The organism is Streptomyces phaeochromogenes, from assembly GCF_001418655.1.
GTDB classification, from domain to species: Bacteria; Actinomycetota; Actinomycetes; order Streptomycetales; family Streptomycetaceae; genus Streptomyces; species Streptomyces phaeochromogenes.
The window spans coordinates 1-21220 of record NZ_LIQZ01000236.1; the positions used below are offsets into that span (position 1 = coordinate 1).

At 70.9% G+C, this 21220-nt stretch carries 15 protein-coding genes and 1 pseudogene; 11 read left to right on the forward strand and 5 right to left on the reverse strand.

Annotated features, from left to right (window positions below; all coding sequences use genetic code 11):
- Positions 1-1070: ATP-dependent DNA helicase (locus tag AOK17_RS29250; protein ID WP_157881422.1), on the forward strand; the 1070-nt coding region annotated here is incomplete at its 5' end.
- Between the two features lie 265 nt (positions 1071-1335).
- Positions 1336-2625 carry a citrate synthase gene (locus AOK17_RS29255; RefSeq protein WP_055615570.1) on the forward strand — a complete coding sequence of 430 codons (1290 nt, stop codon included), beginning with the start codon at positions 1336-1338 and terminating at the stop codon, positions 2623-2625.
- Between the two features lie 604 nt (positions 2626-3229).
- On the opposite strand, the gene AOK17_RS29260 is transcribed toward AOK17_RS29255, so the two are convergent.
- The 3 genes from AOK17_RS29260 to AOK17_RS29270 all read right to left on the reverse strand — a co-directional run bounded on the left by AOK17_RS29260 (position 3230) and on the right by AOK17_RS29270 (position 6800).
- Positions 3230-5512: a heavy metal translocating P-type ATPase gene (locus tag AOK17_RS29260; RefSeq protein ID WP_055615571.1), complete on the reverse strand. Its 2283-nt coding sequence runs from the start codon at positions 5510-5512 to the stop codon at positions 3230-3232.
- 25 nt (positions 5513-5537) lie between these two features.
- Positions 5538-5777, reverse strand: coding sequence for a heavy-metal-associated domain-containing protein (locus tag AOK17_RS29265; RefSeq protein ID WP_055615572.1), 240 nt, complete (start codon positions 5775-5777; stop codon positions 5538-5540).
- Between the two features lie 72 nt (positions 5778-5849).
- Positions 5850-6800, reverse strand: coding sequence for a PrsW family intramembrane metalloprotease (locus tag AOK17_RS29270; protein ID WP_055615573.1), 951 nt, complete (start codon positions 6798-6800; stop codon positions 5850-5852).
- A gap of 275 nt (positions 6801-7075) precedes the next feature.
- Here AOK17_RS29270 and AOK17_RS29275 point away from each other — a divergent pair, with 275 nt between their 5' ends.
- Positions 7076-8119 (forward strand): zinc-dependent alcohol dehydrogenase family protein, encoded by a 1044-nt coding sequence (locus AOK17_RS29275; RefSeq protein WP_055615574.1) that lies wholly within the window; start codon positions 7076-7078, stop codon positions 8117-8119.
- A gap of 89 nt (positions 8120-8208) precedes the next feature.
- On the opposite strand, the gene AOK17_RS29280 is transcribed toward AOK17_RS29275, so the two are convergent.
- Together AOK17_RS29280 and AOK17_RS29285 are read right to left on the reverse strand one after the other, a co-directional pair.
- The gene (locus tag AOK17_RS29280; RefSeq protein WP_055615575.1) at positions 8209-8409 is read right to left on the reverse strand and encodes a helix-turn-helix transcriptional regulator; all 201 of its coding nucleotides are present in this window, start codon (positions 8407-8409) and stop codon (positions 8209-8211) included.
- A gap of 305 nt (positions 8410-8714) precedes the next feature.
- Complete coding sequence (locus AOK17_RS29285) at positions 8715-9644, reverse strand: sugar phosphate isomerase/epimerase family protein (protein ID WP_055615576.1); 930 nt, start codon at positions 9642-9644, stop codon at positions 8715-8717.
- A 123-nt stretch (positions 9645-9767) separates the two neighbouring features.
- Between AOK17_RS29285 and iolC the strand changes: the two genes are divergently transcribed.
- The 8 genes and pseudogenes from iolC to AOK17_RS29320 all read left to right on the forward strand — a co-directional run bounded on the left by iolC (position 9768) and on the right by AOK17_RS29320 (position 21190).
- The gene (gene iolC, locus AOK17_RS29290; protein WP_055615577.1) at positions 9768-10739 is read left to right on the forward strand and encodes a 5-dehydro-2-deoxygluconokinase; all 972 of its coding nucleotides are present in this window, start codon (positions 9768-9770) and stop codon (positions 10737-10739) included.
- Between the two features lie 80 nt (positions 10740-10819).
- Positions 10820-11698, forward strand: coding sequence for a Cgl0159 family (beta/alpha)8-fold protein (locus tag AOK17_RS29295; RefSeq protein WP_055615583.1), 879 nt, complete (start codon positions 10820-10822; stop codon positions 11696-11698).
- A 39-nt stretch (positions 11699-11737) separates the two neighbouring features.
- Positions 11738-11956 (forward strand): annotated as a pseudogene (locus tag AOK17_RS48950) (5-deoxy-glucuronate isomerase); the annotation flags it as partial.
- A gap of 119 nt (positions 11957-12075) precedes the next feature.
- Complete coding sequence (iolD, locus tag AOK17_RS29300; protein ID WP_055615578.1) at positions 12076-14004, forward strand: 3D-(3,5/4)-trihydroxycyclohexane-1,2-dione acylhydrolase (decyclizing); 1929 nt, start codon at positions 12076-12078, stop codon at positions 14002-14004.
- A gap of 14 nt (positions 14005-14018) precedes the next feature.
- Positions 14019-15521, forward strand: a complete 1503-nt coding sequence (gene mmsA / locus AOK17_RS29305) for a CoA-acylating methylmalonate-semialdehyde dehydrogenase (protein ID WP_055615579.1) — start codon at positions 14019-14021, stop codon at positions 15519-15521.
- 154 nt (positions 15522-15675) lie between these two features.
- Positions 15676-18321, forward strand: a complete 2646-nt coding sequence (locus AOK17_RS29310) for an alpha/beta fold hydrolase (RefSeq protein ID WP_055615580.1) — start codon at positions 15676-15678, stop codon at positions 18319-18321.
- Complete coding sequence (locus tag AOK17_RS29315) at positions 18318-19253, forward strand: ABC transporter permease (protein WP_055615581.1); 936 nt, start codon at positions 18318-18320, stop codon at positions 19251-19253. The genes AOK17_RS29310 and AOK17_RS29315 overlap by 4 nt, the downstream gene beginning before the upstream one ends.
- Before the next feature lie 212 nt (positions 19254-19465).
- Positions 19466-21190: a vWA domain-containing protein gene (locus AOK17_RS29320; protein WP_107102525.1), complete on the forward strand. Its 1725-nt coding sequence runs from the start codon at positions 19466-19468 to the stop codon at positions 21188-21190.
- Positions 21191-21220: the final 30 nt, after the last annotated feature.

Below are 21220 nucleotides of genomic sequence, written 5' to 3' on the forward strand. Positions count from 1 at the left end.
ACGGTGGAGGCGTCCGCGCCGCCAAGCGACTTGCCGAACTGACCGGCGCGGACGCCTCCACCGTGCACCGGCTCCTGGAGCTCAAGCCGGGCGGCGACGCGGCGTACGACAAGGACCGCCCCCTGGACGCGGACCTGGTGGTCGTGGACGAGGCGTCCATGCTGGACCTCCTCCTGGCCAACAAGCTGGTGAAGGCGGTGCCTCCAGGGGCGCATCTGCTCTTCGTCGGGGACGTCGACCAGCTGCCGAGCGTGGGGGCGGGCGAGGTGCTGCGGGATCTCCTTGCCGAGCGCGGGCCGGTCCCGGCGGTCCGTCTCACCCGGGTGTTCCGGCAGGCCCAGCAATCAGGGGTGGTGACGAACGCTCACCGGATCAACGCGGGCCAGCATCCGATCACCGACAACCTCAAGGACTTCTTCCTCTTCGTCGAGGACGACACTGAGGAGGCGGGGCGGCTGACGGTGGATGTGGCCGCGCGGCGCATTCCGGCCAAGTTCGGCCTGGACCCCCGGCGTGACGTCCAGGTCCTGGCGCCCATGCACCGCGGCCCCGCGGGCGCCGGCACCCTCAACGGTCTGCTCCAGCAGGCCATCACACCGGCCCGCCCCGACCTGCCCGAGAAGCGGTTCGGCGGGCGCGTCTTCCGGGTCGGCGACAAGGTCACCCAGATCCGCAACAACTACGACAAGGGCGAGAACGGCGTCTTCAACGGCACGGTGGGGGTGGTGACTTCTCTCAACCTCGACGACCAGCGCCTCACGGTCCTGACGGACGAGGACGAGGAGGTCCCGTACGAGTTCGACGAACTCGACGAGCTGGCCCATGCGTACGCGGTGACGATCCACCGGTCCCAGGGCAGTGAGTACCCCGCCGTCGTCATCCCCGTCACGACGGGGGCCTGGATGATGCTCCAGCGCAACCTTTTGTATACGGCCGTCACCCGTGCGAAGCGGATTGTGGTCCTTGTCGGTTCCCGCAAGGCCCTCGGTCAGGCCGTCCGCACGGTTTCCGCCGGCCGTCGCTGTACGGCCCTGGCTCACCGCCTCTCCGGCGCGCGGCTCCCGGACTGAGCCCACCCGTCGGCCCGGCGGGGGCGGGTCGCACTCCACTCCACCCACCCGCACCCCGCAAAAAATGATCGATCAAACGAGTCGGAAACGTCACACGGCACTTTCGGAAGGATGAGGAACCGGGCAGGATGAACAGGTTGGCGGCACTGAGTGCCGCCAATAGGCCCAATGGTCGACCCCGAGTGCACTCTCCTGCGCCAAATGGGGGATGGTAGAGACAGTCAGGGCACCTCGAAGAAGAGGCACAACGTCGGTGAGGGATGACGTGAGCGACAACTCTGTAGTACTGCGGTACGGCGACGGCGAGTACACCTACCCGGTGATCGACAGCACCGTCGGCGACAAGGGCTTCGACATCGGGAAGCTCCGCGCCCAGACCGGTCTGGTGACGCTGGACAGCGGATATGGAAATACCGCCGCCTATAAATCCGCCATCACCTATCTCGACGGTGAGCAGGGCATCCTCCGCTACCGCGGCTACCCGATCGAGCAGCTGGCCGAGCGCTCCACCTTCCTTGAGGTGGCCTCCCTGCTGATCAACGGCGAGCTGCCCACGGTCGACGAGCTCTCCGTCTTCAAGAACGAGATCACGCAGCACACCCTGCTGCACGAGGACGTCAAGCGTTTCTACCAGGGCTTCCCGCGCGACGCCCACCCGATGGCGATGCTGTCGTCGGTGGTCAGCGCCCTGTCGACGTTCTACCAGGACAGCCACAACCCGTTCGACGAGAAGCAGCGTCACCTCTCGACGATCCGCCTTCTCGCGAAGCTTCCGACGATCGCGGCGTACGCGTACAAGAAGTCCATCGGTCACCCCTTCGTCTACCCGCGCAACGACCTCGGGTACGTCGAGAACTTCCTGCGCATGACCTTCTCGGTCCCCGCGCAGGAGTACGACCTGGACCCGGTCGTCGTCTCCGCGCTCGACAAGCTGCTCATCCTGCACGCTGACCACGAGCAGAACTGTTCGACCTCCACCGTCCGTCTGGTGGGCTCCTCGCAGGCGAACATGTTCGCCTCGATCTCCGCCGGCATCAGCGCCCTCTGGGGCCCCCTGCACGGCGGCGCCAACCAGTCGGTCCTGGAGATGCTGGAAGGCATCAAGGCCAACGGCGGCGACGTCGACTCCTTCATCCGCAAGGTGAAGAACAAGGAGGACGGCGTCCGCCTGATGGGCTTCGGCCACCGGGTGTACAAGTCCTTCGACCCGCGCGCCAAGATCATCAAGGCGGCTGCGCACGACGTCCTCTCGGCCCTCGGCAAGTCCGACGAGCTGCTGGACATCGCGCTCAAGCTGGAGGAGCACGCGCTCTCCGACGAGTACTTCGTCTCGCGCAACCTCTACCCGAACGTGGACTTCTACACCGGCCTGATCTACCGGGCCATGGGCTTCCCGACCGAGATGTTCACGGTCCTGTTCGCCCTCGGCCGCCTCCCGGGCTGGATCGCCCAGTGGCACGAGATGATCAAGGAGCCGGGTTCGCGCATCGGCCGCCCGCGGCAGATCTACACGGGCGTTGTCGAGCGGGACTTCGTTCCTGTTGAAGAGCGCTAGGTAGTTCGTTCGTCTGCAGGTCGTGGGGGCTGGTCGCCCAGCTCCCCGCACCTCTGAAGGGGCGTCCCCGGCCGGGGACGCCCCTTCAGTTGCACAAGCACAAGTCGTACGGATAACAGAAGGCGCCCCGCTACGGTCCCCCCACGGGCCGTAGATCGGGGCGCCTTCCCATGTCCCGGTGCGGATTCCCCCCACGGGATCCGGCCGGGCGTCTGAAGGCAGCGCCTGAGTCGCTGCGAGCAAAAAGAGCAAAACTGGTCGGACTGGTGAGCTGCGGTCTGCCGGGACCCGTACGTACGGGAGGGCCGCTCAAAGCTCCCCGCTGTACGTGCCCCGGCAACGCAATTCCGAGAACGTCCCCCAAGACGTCCCCAGATGTCAGATTCGCCCCCCAAGACGTCTCTGACATCGTCAATCTAGACTCACGAACCCCTTCGATGGTTACGTTCACATCACTGTGATCTGCGTCTCTTGCGTATGTCCTGAAGATGCGCAAGCGCTCCGATATCGCTACCGGAACCCAAGCGTAAGGATGATGCGCGAGCCTTGTGAAGAGCTTATGTGAAGGCGTGTACCGGACTCTAGGGGGACTCTTACCTCTTCGTCATGAAAATGCCCTGAGCCGCAGGCTGTTCGTCACCACGAACACCGAGGAGAAGGCCATTGCCGCCCCCGCGATCATCGGGTTCAGCAGTCCGGCCGCGGCGAGCGGCAGCGCCGCCACGTTGTAGCCGAAGGCCCAGACGAGGTTTCCCCTGATCGTGGAGAGGGTCTTCCGGGACAGCCGGATGGCGTCCGCGGCCACCCGCAGATCCCCCCGTACGAGTGTCAGATCGCTCGCCTCGATCGCCGCGTCCGTGCCGGTGCCCATGGCCAGGCCCAGGTCGGCGGTGGCGAGCGCGGCGGCGTCGTTGACGCCGTCGCCGACCATCGCCACCGTCCGCCCCTCGCCGCGCAGCCGCTCGATCACGTCGACCTTGTCCCGCGGGAGCACCTCGGCGATCACGTCGGCGGGGTCGATGCCGACCGCGCGGGCCACGGACTCGGCGACGGTCCGGTTGTCCCCGGTCAGCAGCACCGGCCGCAGGCCCAGGGCGCGCAGGGCGCGTACCGCCTCCGCGCTGGTCTCCTTGACCGCGTCGGCGACGGTGACGACACCGCGGGCAGTCCCGTCCCAGGCGACGGCGACCGCGGTCCGTCCGTCCTCCTCGGCCCGTGCCTTGAACGCGACCAGCTCCTCCGGCAGCGCGATCCCGGCCTCTTCGAGGAGGCGGGCCCGCCCGACGAGGACCGCGTGGCCCTCGACCGTGCCGCGCACCCCGAGCCCGGCCACGTTCTCGAAGCCCTCCACGGCCGCCAGGGGGCCTGTACGGGCCTCGGCGCCCTCGGCGACCGCCCGGGCCACCGGATGCTCCGAGGCGTGCTCCAGGGCCCCCGCGAGCCGCAGTACGCGCTCCTCGTCGGTGCCGTCGGCCGCGTACACCTCCTGGAGGGTCATGCGGCCGGTGGTGACCGTGCCGGTCTTGTCCAGGACGACCGTGTCGACGCGGCGGGTGGACTCCAGGACCTCGGGGCCCTTGATGAGGATGCCGAGCTGGGCGCCGCGGCCCGTGCCGACCATGAGCGCGGTCGGGGTGGCGAGGCCCAGCGCGCACGGGCAGGCGATGATCAGCACGGCGACGGCCGCGGTGAACGCGGCGGCCGTGTCACCGGTGACACCGAGCCAGCCGCCGAACGTGCCGACCGCGATCAGCAGCACGACGGGTACGAAGATGCCGGAGACCCGGTCGGCGAGGCGCTGCACCTGGGCCTTGCCGTTCTGCGCGTCCTCGACCAGCCGCGCCATCCGCGCCAGCCGGGTGTCCGCGCCGACCCGGGTCGCCTCGACGACGAGCCGCCCGCCCGCGTTCACGGTCGCGCCCGTGACGGCCGAACCCACCGTCACGTCCACCGGCACCGACTCGCCGGTCAGCATGGACGCGTCGACCGCCGAGGAACCCTCGACGACCGTGCCGTCCGTGGCGACCTTCTCCCCGGGCCGTACGACGAAACGGTCGCCCACGGCCAGAGCGGTCACCGGGACACGGACCTCGCGGCCGTCCCGTACCACCGAGACGTCCTTCGAGCCCAGTTCCATGAGGGCCCGCAGGGCGGCCCCTGCCTGGCGCTTGGAGCGGGCCTCCAGATAGCGGCCGAGGAGGATGAGGGCGACGACTCCGGCGGCGACTTCGAGATAGATGGCCGACGAGCCCTCCGTACGGGAGACGGTGAGCGAGAAGCCCTCGTCCCGCATGCCCTCCATCCCCGCGTCGCCGAAGAACAGCGCCCACAGGGACCAGCCGAACGCGGCCAGTGTGCCGACCGAGACGAGCGTGTCCATGGTGGCCGCGCCGTGCCGGGCGTTCGTGAACGCCGCCCGGTGGAACGGCAGTCCGCCCCAGACGACGACGGGCGCGGCGAGGGTGAGCGCGAGCCACTGCCAGTTGTCGAACTGCAGCGCCGGGACCATCGACAGCAGGACGACGGGGAGGGCGAGGAGGACGGAGACGGTGAGACGCTCGCGGAGGGAGGACAGCTCGGGGTCCCGCTCGACCGCTTCTTCGGCGTCGGCTTCTTCGGCGTCCGGCGTCTCGATCCTCGGCGGGGGAGGCTCCTCGGCCGTGTACCCCGTCTTCACCACCGTGGCGATCAGATCGGTGACCAGCACCCCCTGCGCGTAGGAGACCTTCGCCCTCTCCGTCGCGTAGTTCACCGTGGCGGTGACCCCGTCCATGCGGTTGAGCTTCTTCTCGACGCGGGCCGCGCAGGAGGCGCAGGTCATTCCGCCGATCGTCAGCTCGACCTCGGCGGTCGCGCCTATCGGGGTCGTCGCGGTGGTGCTGGTCATCTCCGTGCTCCGGGTTCCGCCGGGGTCAGGCCTTGCCGACGAGCTCGAAGCCGGCCTCGTCGACGGCGGCGCGGACGGCCTCCTCGTCGAGCGGGGCGGCGGAGACCACGGTCACCTCGCCGGTGGAGGCGACCGCCTTCACCGAGGTGACACCGGCGATCTCGGAGATCTCGCCGGACACCGAGCCTTCGCAGTGTCCGCAGCTCATCCCGCTCACCTGGTAGACGGTGGTGAGGGAGCCCGGGGTGTCGGTCTGGGCGGTCATGTCGTTGCTCCTCGTCGAGACGTGTGGGGCGTGCGTGGCCCACGAGAGCCTCACACTAACCACACTGTACCCCTAGGGGGTATTTCGCCAAGAGGGGTCGCGACGGGCCAGTGAACGCACCCAGGCGATGCCCAGCAGCGACACGGCGACCATGCCGCCGACCGAGAACAGCGTGAAGAGATGTTTCTGCTGGTCCGTCACGGCCGGCAGGTAACCCGCTCCGAACAGTGCGGGGTTGAGTCCCGCGTGCGTCAGCCGCGCCACCAGCCAGAGCGCGATGCCGTGTGTCGAGTCCCACAGAGCGTGCAGGAGCGCGACACCGACGTACGTGCCGACGACCGGGGCGGTGAACGCGAAGTGCCCGCTCGGGCGCCGGTGCGCGAGCAGGACCGCGCCCGTGATCGCCGTCCACAGGCCGTGCCCGAAGGGGGCGAGGACGCCCCGCAGGATCTCGGTCTCCAGCAGCGCCCGCAGATCGATGCCCTCGGTCGAGACGGCCGCGTTGAACGCGTACCCCGCGCTCTCCAGCGCCGCGAACCCGAAACCGACCGACGCCCCGAGCACGAGTCCGGCGCGCAGTCCGCGGATACGGGTCTGCCGGCGCAGCACGAACATCAGCGCCGCCGCCTTCACCGCCTCCTCGATGAGCCCGACCCCGACGAACATCCACAGGGACGGATGGAGCAGGTAGTACTCCATCACCGAGGCGCCGAGGACGCCCAGTACGCCACCGGTCAGGAAGCAGCCGAGGATCACGTTCACACCCAGGTCGCGGCCGTGCTGCTCGTACGCCCACAGCACGAAGACGACCGGGACCAGGAAGCTGCCGAGCAGGATCAGCGTCGGCAGCAGGGTGGTGTTCCCGGTCGCGTACGTGACGAGAACGCTGAGCCCCCAGAGCACGAGCCCGCCCCACAGGCACCGCCGCCACAGCCCCGTGCGCGTCCGGGGATAGGAGGGAGGGGGCTGCTGAGGGCCGGGAATGTGCGCTCGGGGTGTGCCGGGCGGCGGGGGCTGGGTCACGACACATCCCTCGACTCGAAAAGGCGACTCGGAAGATTTGTCCGCACTTTATGGCAAGTGGTTGTTATGCGCCTTTCTGGCATATGCGGGCCCCGCCCCGATAGGGGCGCGGGGAACGGCGCAGTCTTTTGGCTTTTGGCTTTGGCTTTTAGGGGCGCGGGGAACCGCGCGCCCAGCCCCGACGGACCCGCAGACGAAAACCGCGCTCCCCGCGGAGCGTCTAGCGTTCGATCAGGAACAGTGATCCACGGGCCAACGGCGGAGGGGCAACACACATGCGGGCAGTGGTGTTCGAGCAGTACGGGGAGTCGGCCGAGGTACGAGACGTCCCGGACCCGACCCCCGCACCGCACGGCGTGGTGGTGCGGGTCGAGGCCACCGGCCTCTGCCGGAGCGACTGGCACGGCTGGCAGGGCCACGACCCGGACATCGCGCTGCCGCACGTGCCCGGACACGAACTCGCCGGAACCGTCGAGGCGGTGGGCGGCCTGGTGACCGGCTGGCGCCCCGGCGACCGCGTCACCGTGCCGTTCGTCTGCGCCTGCGGCAGCTGCGCCTCCTGCGCGGCGGGCGACCAGCAGGTGTGCGAGCGGCAGACCCAGCCGGGGTTCACGCACTGGGGGTCGTTCGCCGAGTTCGTCGCCCTGGACCACGCCGACGTGAACCTCGTAGCCGTCGCGGACGAGCTGTCCTTCGGGACGGCCGCCTCGCTGGGCTGCCGGTTCGCCACGGCGTTCCGTGCCGTCGTCGCGCAGGGGCGGGTGGCGCCGGGGGAGTGGGTGGCCGTCTACGGCTGTGGCGGGGTCGGGCTGTCCGCCGTGATGATCGCGGCGGCGGCCGGTGCCCGGGTCGTCGCGGTCGACCTCTCGCCCCGGGCGCTGGAACTGGCACGGCAGTTCGGGGCGGCGGAGTGCGTGGAGGCGTCCCGGGAGGCCCGGCCCGAGGAGACGGCGGAGGCCGTCCGTGAACTGACAGGCGGCGGCGCCCACCTGTCCCTGGACGCCCTCGGTTCTCCGGTCACCTGCGCGGCGTCGGTCGGTGGGCTGCGCCGCCGGGGCCGGCACGTCCAGGTCGGCCTGCTGCCCCAGGACCCGACGCTGCCGATGTCCCGGGTGATCGGCCTGGAACTCGAACTCCTCGGCAGCCACGGCATGCCCGCCCACGCCTACCCGCCGATGCTGGAGTCCGTACGGGCCGGGGTGCTGCGCCCCGACCTCCTGGTGACGTCCACGATCCCCCTGGGCGCGGCCCCCGCGGCGCTGGCGGCGATGGGGACGGCGCCGGGTGCGGGCGTGACGATCATCGAGCCGTGGACGTGAACCGCTCGCTCCCCGGGCCGGCATGGGAGGGCCCCCGCACGCCTGCCGTGCGGGGGCCCAGTTGTCGTGGTTGGTGTGCCGGGAGGTGATCAGCCGTCTCTGCGGCCTCTGTTGCCGGGCCGCGAGGCGACCCAGGCGCGGACCGTGTCGGCGTACCAGTAGGGCTTGCCGCTCTCCACGTGGTCGGGCGGGGGCAGCAGCCCGTGCTTGCGGTAGGACCGCACGGTGTCCGGCTGCACCTTGATGTGCGCCGCGATCTCCTTGTACGACCAGAGCCTTCGGTCGGTCATGAGTTGCACCTCCCTGCGCGCGCCGCAGCGGCGGCCGAGGGGCGGCCGTCGGGGGAGCCGGGCACTGCGCTGGCGATCACAAAGCCTGTGCCCGCTCAACGACACAGCGTGACCGGCCGATAGCGGCTGTCGCGCGGGTGTGACGCAAGACCCGCGTACACGCGACATGTGTGACAGGAAGGGGTCTTTTGTGACACGAGTGACGCATTGCGCAACAGCGAGGGGCGCGCCCCGGCAGGGGTGCGGGGAACCGCGCGCCCAGCCCCCACGACCCGCAGCTGAAGATGCGCCCCCCAGCGGAGCGCCTACGCCCCGCAGGACCTCAGGAACGCCCGCGTGCGCTGAGCGATGGGCAACGGCTTGTCCGGCTCGCACGGATACATGTCCTGCTCGACGATGGCGAACAGCTCCACGTCCAGCTTCTGCGCGGCAGCCAGTACCGGCTCCAGCGCCGGCACCCCGGACGGCGGTTCGCACATCACGCCACGCGCCACGGCCGGCCCGAACGGAACCTCGTTCGCCCGTACATCGGCCAGGATCTCGGGATCCACCTGCTTGAGGTGGAGGTACCCGATCCGCTCCCCGTACGTCTCGATGAGCTTGACGCTGTCGCCGCCGCAGTAGGCGTAGTGACCGGTGTCCAGGCACAGCGAGACCAGCGACGAGTCCGTGCCGTCGAGGAAACGCGCCACGTTCTCCTCGCTGTCGATGTGGGTGTCCGCGTGCGGGTGGACGACGATTTTCAGCCCGTACCGCTCGCGCACCTCGTGCCCGAGCCGCTCGGTCTGCGTGGTGAGGTGGCGCCACTGCTCGGCGGTGAGCGTGTCGGGCTCCAGGACCTCGCCGGTCTTGTCGTCCCGCCAGAAGGACGGGATGACGACCAGGTGCTCGGCGCCCATCGCCTGGGTGAGCGCGGCGATGTCCGAGACGTGGGCCCACGTGGCGTCCCACACGTCCGGGCCGCGGTGCAGCCCGGTGAAGACCGTGCCGGCCGACACCCGCAGGTTGCGGCGCGCGGTCTCGTCCGCGAGGACGGCCGGCTCGCTCGGCAGATAGCCGTACGGGCCCAGCTCGATCCACTCGTATCCGGACTCGGCGACCTCGTCGAGGAACCGCTGCCAGGGCACCTGTTGGGGGTCGTCGGGGAACCACACGCCCCACGAGTCGGGGGCCGAGCCGATGCGGATGCGCGACAGTGAGGACTGAGGCGATGACTGAGGTGACAACGACGTCATGAGCGCCAGCTTCGGGTCCGTCGGGGAGAGGTGTCAAGGCCTGGTCCGAATGTCCGGACAACCAATTGACAGGGCTCTGTGAGCGCCGCTAGACCTTGGGTCAACCGATACGAAGGGAACTCGATGGCCGAGTCGGCGGAGTCCAGTGCGTACGACCTCATCACCATGGGGCGGATCGGCGTGGACCTCTACCCGCTGCAGACCGGGGTGCCGCTCCCGCAGGTGACCTCCTTCGGGAAGTTCCTCGGTGGTTCGGCGACCAACGTGGCGGTCGCGGTGGCTCGGCTCGGGCGGCGTACGGCCGTGGTGACGCGGACCGGTGACGATCCCTTCGGGGCGTATCTGCACGACGCGCTGCGGGACTTCGGGGTCGACGACCGCTGGGTGACACCCGTGCCCGGGCTGCCGACGCCGGTCACCTTCTGCGAGGTGTTCCCGCCGGACGACTTCCCGCTGTACTTCTACCGGCTCCCCAAGGCGCCCGATCTGGAGATCGACGCCCACGAACTGGACCTGGACGCCATCCGCGACACCCGGATCTTCTGGGTCACGGGCACGGGCCTGAGCGAGGAGCCCAGCCGCACGGCCACGCTCGCCGCCCTCGCCCACCGCGCCAAGTCCGGGACGACGGTCTTCGACCTGGACTGGCGGCCGATGTTCTGGTCCGACCCGGAGGCCGCCCGGCCCTTCTACGCCGAGGCCCTGCGCCACACCACGGTCGCCGTCGGCAATCTCGACGAGGTGGAGGTCGCCACGGGTGTGCGCGAGCCCCACGCGGCCGCCCGCGCCCTCCTGGACGCGGGTGTCGAGCTGGCCGTGGTCAAGCAGGGCCCCAAGGGCGTCCTGGCCGTGAACCGGCAGGGCGAGTCGGCGGAGGTCCCGCCGCTCCCGGTGACGGTCCTCAACGGCCTCGGCGCGGGCGACGCGTTCGGCGGCTCCCTCTGTCACGGTCTCCTGGCGGGCTGGGACCTGGAGCGGATCATGCGGCACGCCAACGCAGCCGGTGCCATCGTCGCGTCCCGCCTGGAGTGCTCCTCCGCCATGCCGACCCCTGCGGAAGTCGAGCAGGCACTGAAGGCGGGGGCGGTGCTGTGACGGCGGGATACGAGGGGGCCGCCCGGCGCGAGGACGGCGCCAGGGGGGCGTACGCCTCGGCGGCGGGCGCCCCGACGCGCATCGACATCTCGGAGCTCGTCCGGATCCGGGCCCAGCGCCCCGAGGCGGTCGAGGAGGCCGCCGCGCGGCGGCCACGGCGGTCGCTTCTCGGTGAGTCCGGGCGGCTGATGATGGTCGCCGCCGACCACCCCGCCCGCGGAGCCCTCTCCGTGGGCGACCGCAGGCTCGCCATGGCCAACCGGATCGACCTGCTCGAACGGCTCTGCCTCGCCCTCTCCCGCCCGGGCGTCGACGGTGTGCTCGCGACCGCCGACATCCTCGACGACCTGCTGCTGCTCGGCGCGCTGGACCACAAGGTGGTCATGGGCTCGATGAACCGGGGCGGACTCGCGGGCGCGGCCTGGGAGTTGGACGACCGGTTCACCGGACACCGGCCGCGGGACATCGAGCGGCTCCGCTTCGACGCGGGCAAGCTGCTGCTGCGGATCGACTACGACGACCCGGGCTCGCTCACCACCCTGGAGTCGACGGCCCGTGCCGTGGACGACATGGCCGAGCGTCGGCTTCCCGTGTTCGTCGAGCCGTTCCTCAGCCGCCGCGACCCCACCACCGGCACCCTCCGCAACGACCTGGGCGCCGACGCCGTCACGAGGTCCATCGCCATCGCGAGCGGCCTGGGCGGCAGTTCGGCGTACACCTGGCTGAAGCTCCCCGTCACGGAGAACCCGGACGACATGGCCCGCGTCATGGAGACCTCCACGCTTCCGGCCGTCCTGCTCGGCGGAGAGGTCGGCGCCGACCAGGAGGGCGCGTACGAGAAATGGCGCGGTGCCCTCCAACTGCCCACCGTGCAGGGGCTGGTGGTGGGTCGGTCGCTGCTCTACCCGGCCGACGGCGATGTCGGGGCCGCGGTCGACACCGCCGTCGGACTGCTGTGAGGGGAAGCCGACATGACCGATGGGCCGTACCTCCCCGGCGGCGGTTGTACTGTGCGCACAGAGGGGAATAAAGAGGACAAAGTGTTTGAACTCCCGGGCAGGGAGGGTGTGTTCGCCGGAGTCACCGACTTCGCGCACGCTCCCCGTGACGCCCGGGTCCTGATCGCCTCCGGCGCGGGAAGCCGCTTCGCCCTGGCAGGAGCGAAGTGCGAGCGACGACTCCCCGCCCGCTACGGCCCCGCGCCGGAGGTCCCCGTCATCGGGTGTGCACGGCCGCACATTGGCGGACGGGCCATAGAGACGTAAGGCCCGTTCAGACGTATGACGTGGCGGATCTGCTTCCACCCGGGACACGAAGAAAGCGCAGAGGGCTACCGATGACAGAGCCGACGTCAACGACGACAAGGCTGACGGTCGCGCAGGCACTGGTGCGGTTCCTCGCCGTCCAGTACACGGAACGCGACGGCGTGCGACGCCGCCTGGTCGACTCCATGTGGGGCATCTTCGGGCACGGCAACGTCGCCGGGCTCGGGCAGGCGCTCCTGGAGTACGGCACTGTGTCCTCCGGGGGGACACCCTCCGAGCCCTCCGTGATGCCCTACCACCAGGGCCGCAACGAACAGTCCATGGTCCACGCGGCCGTCGGCTACGCGCGTCAGTCCAACCGCCTCTCCGTCCAGGCCGTGACGACCTCCATCGGCCCCGGCGCCACCAACCTCGTCACCGGCGCCGCCCTTGCCACGATCAACCACCTGCCGGTGCTCCTGCTGCCCGGTGACGTCTTCGCGACCCGCCCCGCCGACCCGGTCCTCCAACAGCTCGAAGTCCCGTACGCGGGCGATGTGTCGGTCAACGACTGTCTGCGCCCGGTGTCGAAGTACTTCGACCGGATCACCCGCCCCGAGGCCCTGATCCCGGCCGCCCTCCAGGCGATGCGGGTGCTCACCGACCCGGTCGAGACGGGTGCCGTCACGCTCGCGCTGCCGCAGGACGTGCAGGCGGAGGCCTTCGACTGGCCCGAGGAGTTCTTCGCCGAGCGGGTCTGGACGGTCCGCCGTCCGGTCGCCGACCCGGAGCAACTGGCCGCCGCCGTCAGGGCGATCCGGGACGCCCGGCGCCCCCTGGTCGTCGCGGGCGGCGGGGTCCACCACAGCGAGGCCGAGGACGCGCTCAAGGAGTTCGCCGACCTCACCCGTATCCCGGTCGCCTCCACGCAGGCCGGCAAGGGCTCGCTGACCTGGGACCACCCGGCGGACGTCGGCGGAGTCGGGCACACCGGCACCGCGACCGCCTGCGAACTCGCCCGCACCGCCGACCTGGTGATCGGCGTCGGCACCCGCTACACCGACTTCACCACCGCCTCCGGCACCCTCTTCACCGCCCAGGGCGTCCGCTTCCTGAATCTCAACATCGCGTCCTTCGACGGTCACAAGCTGTCCGGACAGCCGCTGATCGCGGACGCCCGCACGGCCCTGGAGTCCCTCACGGAGGCGCTCGCGCTGCACGGCCACCGCGCCGAACCCGCGTACGTCACCGAGTACACGGACGACAAGGAGCGCTGGGAGTACCGCGTCGACGCCGCCTACGAGGCCGAGGACCCGGACATCCGGCCCACCCAGCCGCAGGTCCTCGGACTGCTCGACGAGATCGTCACCGGCGACGACATCCTCATCAACGCGGCCGGCTCCCTCCCCGGCGACCTGCACAAACTCTGGCGCGCCCGCTCCCGCGACCAGTACCACGTCGAGTACGGCTACTCCTGCATGGGCTACGAGATCCCGGCCGCCATCGGCGTGCGGCTCGCGGCGCCCGACCGTCCCGTCTGGGCGCTGGTCGGCGACGGCACGTACCTGATGATGCCGACGGAGATCGTCACCGCCGTCCAGGAGGGCATCGCGATCAAGGTCGTGATCCTGCAGAACCACGGGTACGCGTCCATCGGCGGTCTCTCCGAGACGGTCGGCGGCGAGCGGTTCGCGACCGCCTACCGTCACCGGTCCGAGGACGGCACCTACACGGGGCGCCCGCTGCCCGTGGACCTGGCCGCCAACGCGGCCAGCCTGGGCATGCGGGTCCTGCGCGCCAAGACCGTGCGCGACCTGCGGGCCGCCCTCGCCGAGGCCCGGGCCGACGACACTCCCACTTGTGTCTACGTGGAGACCCAAACGGCAGACACAGTGTCGGGCGCGCCTCCGGCCCAGGCCTGGTGGGATGTTCCTGTGGCCGAGACCGCGACCCGACCGTCGGCGGTCAAGGCCCGTGAGCTGTACGAACGGCACGTCTCCACCCGGCGCCGCCATCTGTGAAGGAGCACTCGGTCATGACGAAGATCGTCAACCACTGGATCGGCGGCAAGTCCGTCGAGGGCGCGTCGGGCACGTACGGGCCGGTGACCGACCCGGCGACCGGCGCCGTGACCACGAAGGTCGCCTTCGCGACCGTCGACGAGGTCGACGCGGCGATCGCCGCCGCGAAGGACGCCTACGCGACCTGGGGCACCGCGTCGCTCGCCAAGCGGTCCACGATCCTCTTCAAGTTCCGCGCGCTGCTCGACGCCCACCGCGACGAGATCGCCGAGCTGATCACCGCCGAGCACGGCAAGGTGCACTCGGACGCGCTCGGCGAGGTCGCGCGCGGCCTGGAGATCGTCGACCTGGCGTGCGGGATCACCGTCCAGCTGAAGGGCGAGCTGTCGACCGAGGTGGCCTCCCGGGTCGACGTGGCCTCGATCCGCCAGCCGCTCGGTGTGGTGGCCGGCATCACGCCGTTCAACTTCCCGGCGATGGTGCCGATGTGGATGTTCCCGCTGGCCATCGCCTGCGGCAACACCTTTGTGCTCAAGCCGAGCGAGAAGGACCCGTCGGCGTCCGTCAGGCTCGCGGAGCTGTTCGCGGAGGCCGGGCTGCCGGACGGCGTGCTGAACGTCGTCCACGGCGACAAGGTGGCCGTCGACCGCCTCCTGGAGCACCCGGACGTCAAGGCGGTCTCCTTCGTCGGCTCGACCCCGATCGCCCGCTACATCCACACCACCGCCTCCGCCAACGGCAAGCGCGTCCAGGCGCTCGGCGGTGCCAAGAACCACATGCTGGTCCTCCCGGACGCCGACCTGGACGCGGCGGCCGACGCCGCCGTGAGCGCGGCCTACGGCTCGGCGGGCGAGCGCTGCATGGCCATCTCGGCCGTCGTCGCCGTCGGCGCGGTCGGCGACGAGCTGGTGGAGAAGATCCGCGAGCGCGCCGAGAAGATCAAGATCGGCCCCGGCAACGACCCGACCTCCGAGATGGGCCCGCTGATCACGGCGGCCCACCGCGACAAGGTCGCCTCGTACGTGACGGGCGCGGCGGCCCAGGGCTCCGAGGTCGTCCTCGACGGCACGGGCTACACGGTCGAGGGCCACGAGGACGGCCACTGGATCGGCCTCTCGCTGCTCGACAAGGTGCCGACGACCTCGGACGCGTACCGGGACGAGATCTTCGGCCCGGTGCTGTGCGTGCTGCGCGTCGACACGTACGAGGAGGGTGTGGCCCTGATCAACGGGTCGCCCTTCGGCAACGGCACCGCGATCTTCACCCGGGACGGCGGCGCCGCCCGCCGCTTCCAGCTGGAGATCGAGGCGGGCATGGTCGGCGTGAACGTGCCGATCCCGGTGCCGGTGGGCTACCACTCCTTCGGTGGCTGGAAGGACTCCCTCTTCGGGGACCACCACATCTACGGCAACGACGGCACGCACTTCTACACCCGCGGCAAGGTCGTCACGACCCGCTGGCCGGACCCCTCCGAGGCACCGACGGGCGTCGACCTCGGGTTCCCGCGCAACCACTGAGCACCCTCGCCCGCCCACCGGCGGAGCTGCCCGAACTCTCCCCCGGGTACCACGGACGCGGTACCCGGCGGGGGTTCCGTACTCCTGTGGGAGGGGTGGGGGTTCAGCCTGGAAGCTGTCTGGGGCCGACAGGTACGGCCCGTACTGTTGACGCATGGATCTTCGACTGCCCGCACTGCGGCGGCCCCGACGGTGGATCGCCGCCGGGGCCGCCGTCGTGGTGCTCGCCGGCGCCGGCACGTGGAGTGCCGTCGCCTCCGACGGGGCACCCGCGGTACACCGCACCGACCAGCTCATCAGTACGGGCGGCGGGGTGAGAATCGACACGTCGTACTTCACCGGCGACGCCTCCGGACGCCGGCCCGCCGTCCTCCTCGCGCACGGCTTCGGCGGCAGCAAGAAGGACCTGCGCACCCAGGCGGAGGACCTCGCCCGCGACGGGTACGCGGTCCTGACGTGGTCGGCCCGCGGCTTCGGCAGATCCAACGGGAAGATCGGACTGAACGACCCCAAGGGCGAGGTCGCCGACGCCTCCAAGCTGATCGACTGGCTGGCCAAGCGCCCCGAGGTCCAGCTCGACAAGACCGGTGACCCGCGCGTCGGCATGGCGGGCGCGTCCTACGGCGGCGCGGTCTCCCTGCTCACTGCCGGGACCGACGACCGCGTGGACGCCATCGCCCCGGCGATCACGTACTGGAACCTCGCGGACGCGCTGTTCCCGAACGGCGTCTTCAAGAAGCTCTGGGCCGGCATCTTCATCAACACTGGCGGCGGCTGCGACAAGTTCGAGAAGCAGCTGTGCGAGATGTACAACCGGGTCGCCGAGTCCGGCACGCCGGACGCGGCGGCGACGAAGCTCCTGGAGGAGCGCAGCCCCGCCGCCGTCGGCGACCGCATCAAGGTCCCCACGCTCCTCATGCAGGGCCAGACCGACTCGCTCTTCCCGCTCGGCCAGGCCGACACCGCGGCGAAGGCGATCAAGGCCAACGGCGCCCCCGTGGACGTCGACTGGATCGCGGGCGGGCACGACGGCGGCGACATGGAGGTCAGCCGTGTCCAGGCCCGTACCGGGGCGTGGTTCGACCGCTATCTGAAGGACGAGAAGGGCGTCGACACCGGCCCCGCCTTCCGGGTCACCCGGACCCTCGGCCTGGGCTCCGGCGACGGAGAGCCCCGGCTGGGCAGCGCGACCGAGGACAAATACCCCGGCCTGACGAGCGGGGGGCGCTCGATCGCCCTGACCGGTCGCGAGCAGCGCATCGACAACCCGGCGGGCTCCAGTCCGCCCGCCATCTCGGCCCTGCCCGGCCTCGGCGGCGGTGGCCTGTCCCAGCTGTCCTCCCTCGGGGTCGGGGTGTCCCTCGACTTCCCCGGCCAGTTCGCCTCGTTCGAGTCGGCGCCCCTGAAGGATGACCTGCAGATCACCGGCTCGCCGACGGTCTCGGTCCACGTGAAGTCGACGAGCGAGGACGCGGTCCTCTTCGCGAAGCTGTACGACGTCGGGCCGGGCGGCGCCCAGCCGGTGCTGCCCTCGCAACTGGTCGAGCCCGTCCGGGTGGAGGGCGCCAAGGCCGGCAAGGACGTCCGGATCACCCTGCCCGCGATCGACCACGAGGTGGACGACGGCCACCGGCTGCGCCTGGTCCTCGCCTCGACGGACCTCGGCTACGCGTCACCGACGGCCCCGGCGACGTACACCGTCTCCCAGGTCTCCCAGAAGAGCGGCCTGACCGTGCCCGCGCCCCTCGGCGGGGACACCGCCGCGGAGGCGCTGCCCGCGTGGGTGTGGTGGCTCCCGATCGCCGGTGCCGGGCTCGCGCTGGCCCTGCTGCTCAGCGGACGGCGCCGCACGGCGACGCCCGCCCCGGACCCGGCACAGGCCGAAGTCCCGCTCCAGATCACCGACCTGAGCAAGCGGTACGCCAAGTCGGCGGACCGCTACGCCGTGCGGGACCTCACCTTCCGCGTCGAGAAGGGCCAGGTCCTGGGCCTGCTCGGGCCGAACGGCGCGGGCAAGACCACGACACTGCGGATGCTGATGGGTCTGATCAAGCCGGACGCCGGAGAGATCCGCGTATTCGGCCATGTGATCCGGCCGGGCGCGCCCGTGCTGTCACGCGTCGGGGCGTTCGTCGAGGGAGCGGGCTTCCTGCCGCACCTCTCCGGCCGCGAGAACCTCGAACTGTACTGGCGGGCGACGGGCCGCCCGCCCGAGGACGCGCACCTGGACGAGGCACTGAAGATCGCGGGCCTCGGCGACGCACTGTCCCGCGCGGTACGCACCTACTCGCAGGGCATGCGCCAGCGCCTCGCCATCGCCCAGGCCATGCTCGGCCTGCCTGACCTGCTCATCCTCGACGAACCGACCAACGGCCTCGACCCGCCGCAGATCCGCGAGATGCGCGAGGTCATGATCCGCTACGCGGCGGCCGGCCGGACGGTGATCGTCTCCAGCCACCTCCTCGCCGAGGTCGAGCAGTCCTGCACCCACCTGGTGGTCATGGACCACGGGAAGCTGGTCCAGGCCGGCCCGGTGAAGGAGATCATCGGCTCGGGCGACACGCTCCTTGTGGGCACGGCCACGCCGGCGGACGAGCCCGTCGTCGAGAAGGTCGCCGCGCTGCCGGGTGTCGTCTCGGCCGTCCGCACCGACGACGGACTCCTGGTCCGGCTCGACGCGGACGGAAGCGCGCGGCGCCTGGTCGCCGAGCTCGTACGGATGGACGTACCCGTGGAGTCCGTGGGTCCGCACCGCCGTCTCGAAGACGCCTTCCTCACCCTGATCGGAGAGTCCGCATGAGCACGCTGGCCGACCGCGCGGAGGAGCGCGAGGAGCGTGAGGAGCGCGCCGAGGAGCGTGCGGGGGGAGGTCCCGCCCGGCCCGTCGAGGTCGCCGACGGCTACCGCGCGGGCCGCACGCTGCCCCTGAGGGTCGAACTGGTCCGGCAGTTGAAGCGGCGCCGCACGATGGTCATGGGCGGGATGCTGTTCGCCCTGCCCTTCATCCTGCTGATCGCCTTCCAGGTCGGCGACCCGGGCGGCGGCGGCAACGGCTCCCAGCGGATCAACCTGATGGACACCGCGACGACGTCCGGGGCGAACTTCGCCGCCGTGAACCTCTTCGCCTCCGCGGGCTTCCTGCTCGTCATCCCGGTGGCACTGTTCTTCGGCGACACGGTCGCCTCGGAGGCCAGCTGGTCGTCGCTGCGCTATCTGCTCGCGGCGCCGGTGCCCCGGGCCCGGCTGCTGTGGTCCAAGCTGGCCGTCGCCTTCGGCCTCAGCCTGGCCGCGCTGGTGCTGCTGCCGCTCGTCGCGCTCGCCGTCGGTACGGCGGCCTACGGCTGGGGGCCACTGCAGCTCCCCGTCGGCGGCACGCTGCCCGTCGGGACCGCCGCCCAGCGCCTGCTGATCATCGTGGCGTACATCCTCGTGTCCCAACTGATCACCGCGGCACTGGCGTTCTGGCTGTCGACGAAGACCGACGCGCCGCTGGGAGCGGTCGGCGGAGCGGTCGGGCTGACCATCATCGGCAACGTCCTCGACGAGGTCACGGCGCTCGGCGACTGGCGCCACTTCGTGCCCGCGCACTGGCAGTACGCCTGGCTCGACGCCGTCCAGCCGCAGCTCGACTGGAGCGACATGATCCAGGGCACGTCCCTGTCCGTCACCTACGCGATGGTGCTGTTCGCCCTGGCCTTCCGCGGGTTCGCCCGCAAGGACGTGGTGTCGTAGGCGGCCCTTAGTTGCCTCGTAGCTGCCTCGTAGCGCCGTCATAGGGCCCTCCGGACACCCTCAGGTCTCCGGAGGGTCTCCCACCGGTCTCAACCGCCGCCCACCGTGGCCGCATTGAGATTCATCCGCAACGCCTTGGCCCGCTCCTTCCGGGCGCCTCCGACGTCACAGTCACAGACGTCGACTCAAAGAGGTCACCCGAGGGGGCACGCATGAGGCGCAGCGGACGGCATCAGGCACGGTGGGGCGAGCGGGGAATCCAGCCCGGACGGGGAATCCAACCTGAACAGGGGCGGCGGGGACGGCCGGAGCGGCGGCGCCGCGTGCGTGCCGCGCTCGTCGCCGGGAGCGTGGCCGTCGGGCTCCTGCTCACGGCCTGCAGTGGCGCCGGCAGCGACGGGAGTTCGTACGACCGGGGCGGCAGCAAGGCCAAGGACGACAACGGCTTCCCCGCCCCAGGACCCGTCCGGCCGACCGGACCTTCCGGCACCGAGGACGGCACCGCCGAGGGCGACCGGGAGGGCGAACTCCGCGAGAGCGCGCCGCCCGCCGACTACCTCTCCACCTTCGCCCTGGACGTCGACACGGCCTCGTACGGCTATGCGCGCCGCACCCTTGAGGAAGGCCGCAGGCCCGACCCGTCGACCGTCCGCCCCGAGGAGTTCATCAACAGCTTCGGCCAGGAGCAGGACTACGAGCGCCCGGACGGCGACGGGTTCACGGTCACGGTGGACGGGGCCCGGACGGCAGCCCCGGACGGTTCGCGCGGCGAGGAGGACGCCAACTCCGACACCTTCGGTCAGGAGAACCGGGACTGGCGCTTCCTCAGGGTCGGGCTCGCCACCCGGGAGGCCGAGGACGCCGGTGAACGCCCGCCCGCCGCCCTCACGTTCGTCATCGACGTCTCCGGCTCCATGGCCGAGCCGGGCCGCCTCGACCTGGTCAGGCAGTCCCTGGGCGTGATGACGGAACGGCTGCGCGACGACGACTCGGTCGCGCTCGTCTCCTTCAGCGACGAGGCCAAAACAGTGCTCCCGATGACCCGCCTGGGCGACAACCGGGGCCGCGTCCACGACGCGATCGACACGCTTGAGCCCACGGATTCGACCAACCTCGGCGCGGGCGTCACCACCGGGTACCGCACCGCCGTGGACGGCCTGCGCGAGGGCGCCACCAACCGGGTCGTGCTGCTCTCCGACGCCCTCGCGAACACGGGCGAGACCGACGCCGACGCCATCCTCGACCGCATCGCCGACGCCCGCCGCGAGCACGGCATCACGCTCTTCGGCGTCGGCGTGGGCAGCGACTACGGCGACGCGCTGATGGAACGCCTCGCCGACAAGGGCGACGGCCACACCACGTACGTGTCCAACGCCGCGGACGCCCGTACGGTCTTCGTCGACCAACTCCCGCGGAACATCGACCTCACCGCCCGTGACGCCAAGGCGCAGGTCTCCTTCGACCCGGAGACCGTCGAGCAGTTCCGGCTGATCGGCTACGACAACCGTCAGGTCGCCGACGAGGACTTCCGCGACGACCGGGTGGACGGCGGGGAGATCGGTCCCGGTCACACGGTCACGGCGCTGTACGCGGTGCGGGTCAGGCCGGGGGCGTCGGGGCATCTGGCCACGGCCACGGTGCGGTGGCTCGACCCCGACTCCCGTACTCCGCACGAGGAGACGGGGCAGATCGAGGCCGACTCCCTCGACCGGAGCCTGTGGGGCACGGAGACGGCTCGCAGCGGCCTCCAAGTCGCCGCGATAGCCGCGTACTTCGCGGACGCCCTCCGCTCCGACGCGGCCGGCGGGACCACGGCCCCGGCCCCACCCTCCCTGCACGAACTGGCCGACCGAGCCGACGAGCTGGCCTCCAACACAGAAAGCAAGCCGATCCGCCAACTCGCCGAAACGATCGACCGGGCCACGGACCTGGGGTAGCGAGCGGGTGGGGGCAGGCCCCTTCAGGGG

Bases quoted from the DNA above. Each gene is read 5' to 3' on its own strand.
- AOK17_RS29260 (WP_055615571.1), bottom strand. From the start codon at position 5,512: ATGACCAGCACCACCGCGACGACCCCGATAGGCGCGACCGCCGAGGTC.
- AOK17_RS29265 (WP_055615572.1), bottom strand. From the start codon at position 5,777: ATGACCGCCCAGACCGACACCCCGGGCTCCCTCACCACCGTCTACCAG.
- AOK17_RS29275 (WP_055615574.1), top strand. From the start codon at position 7,076: ATGCGGGCAGTGGTGTTCGAGCAGTACGGGGAGTCGGCCGAGGTACGA.
- AOK17_RS29280 (WP_055615575.1), bottom strand. From the start codon at position 8,409: ATGACCGACCGAAGGCTCTGGTCGTACAAGGAGATCGCGGCGCACATC.
- AOK17_RS29285 (WP_055615576.1), bottom strand. From the start codon at position 9,644: ATGACGTCGTTGTCACCTCAGTCATCGCCTCAGTCCTCACTGTCGCGC.
- iolC (WP_055615577.1), top strand. From the start codon at position 9,768: ATGGCCGAGTCGGCGGAGTCCAGTGCGTACGACCTCATCACCATGGGG.
- iolD (WP_055615578.1), top strand. From the start codon at position 12,076: ATGACAGAGCCGACGTCAACGACGACAAGGCTGACGGTCGCGCAGGCA.
- mmsA (WP_055615579.1), top strand. From the start codon at position 14,019: ATGACGAAGATCGTCAACCACTGGATCGGCGGCAAGTCCGTCGAGGGC.
- AOK17_RS29310 (WP_055615580.1), top strand. From the start codon at position 15,676: ATGGATCTTCGACTGCCCGCACTGCGGCGGCCCCGACGGTGGATCGCC.
- AOK17_RS29315 (WP_055615581.1), top strand. From the start codon at position 18,318: ATGAGCACGCTGGCCGACCGCGCGGAGGAGCGCGAGGAGCGTGAGGAG.
- AOK17_RS29320 (WP_107102525.1), top strand. From the start codon at position 19,466: ATGAGGCGCAGCGGACGGCATCAGGCACGGTGGGGCGAGCGGGGAATC.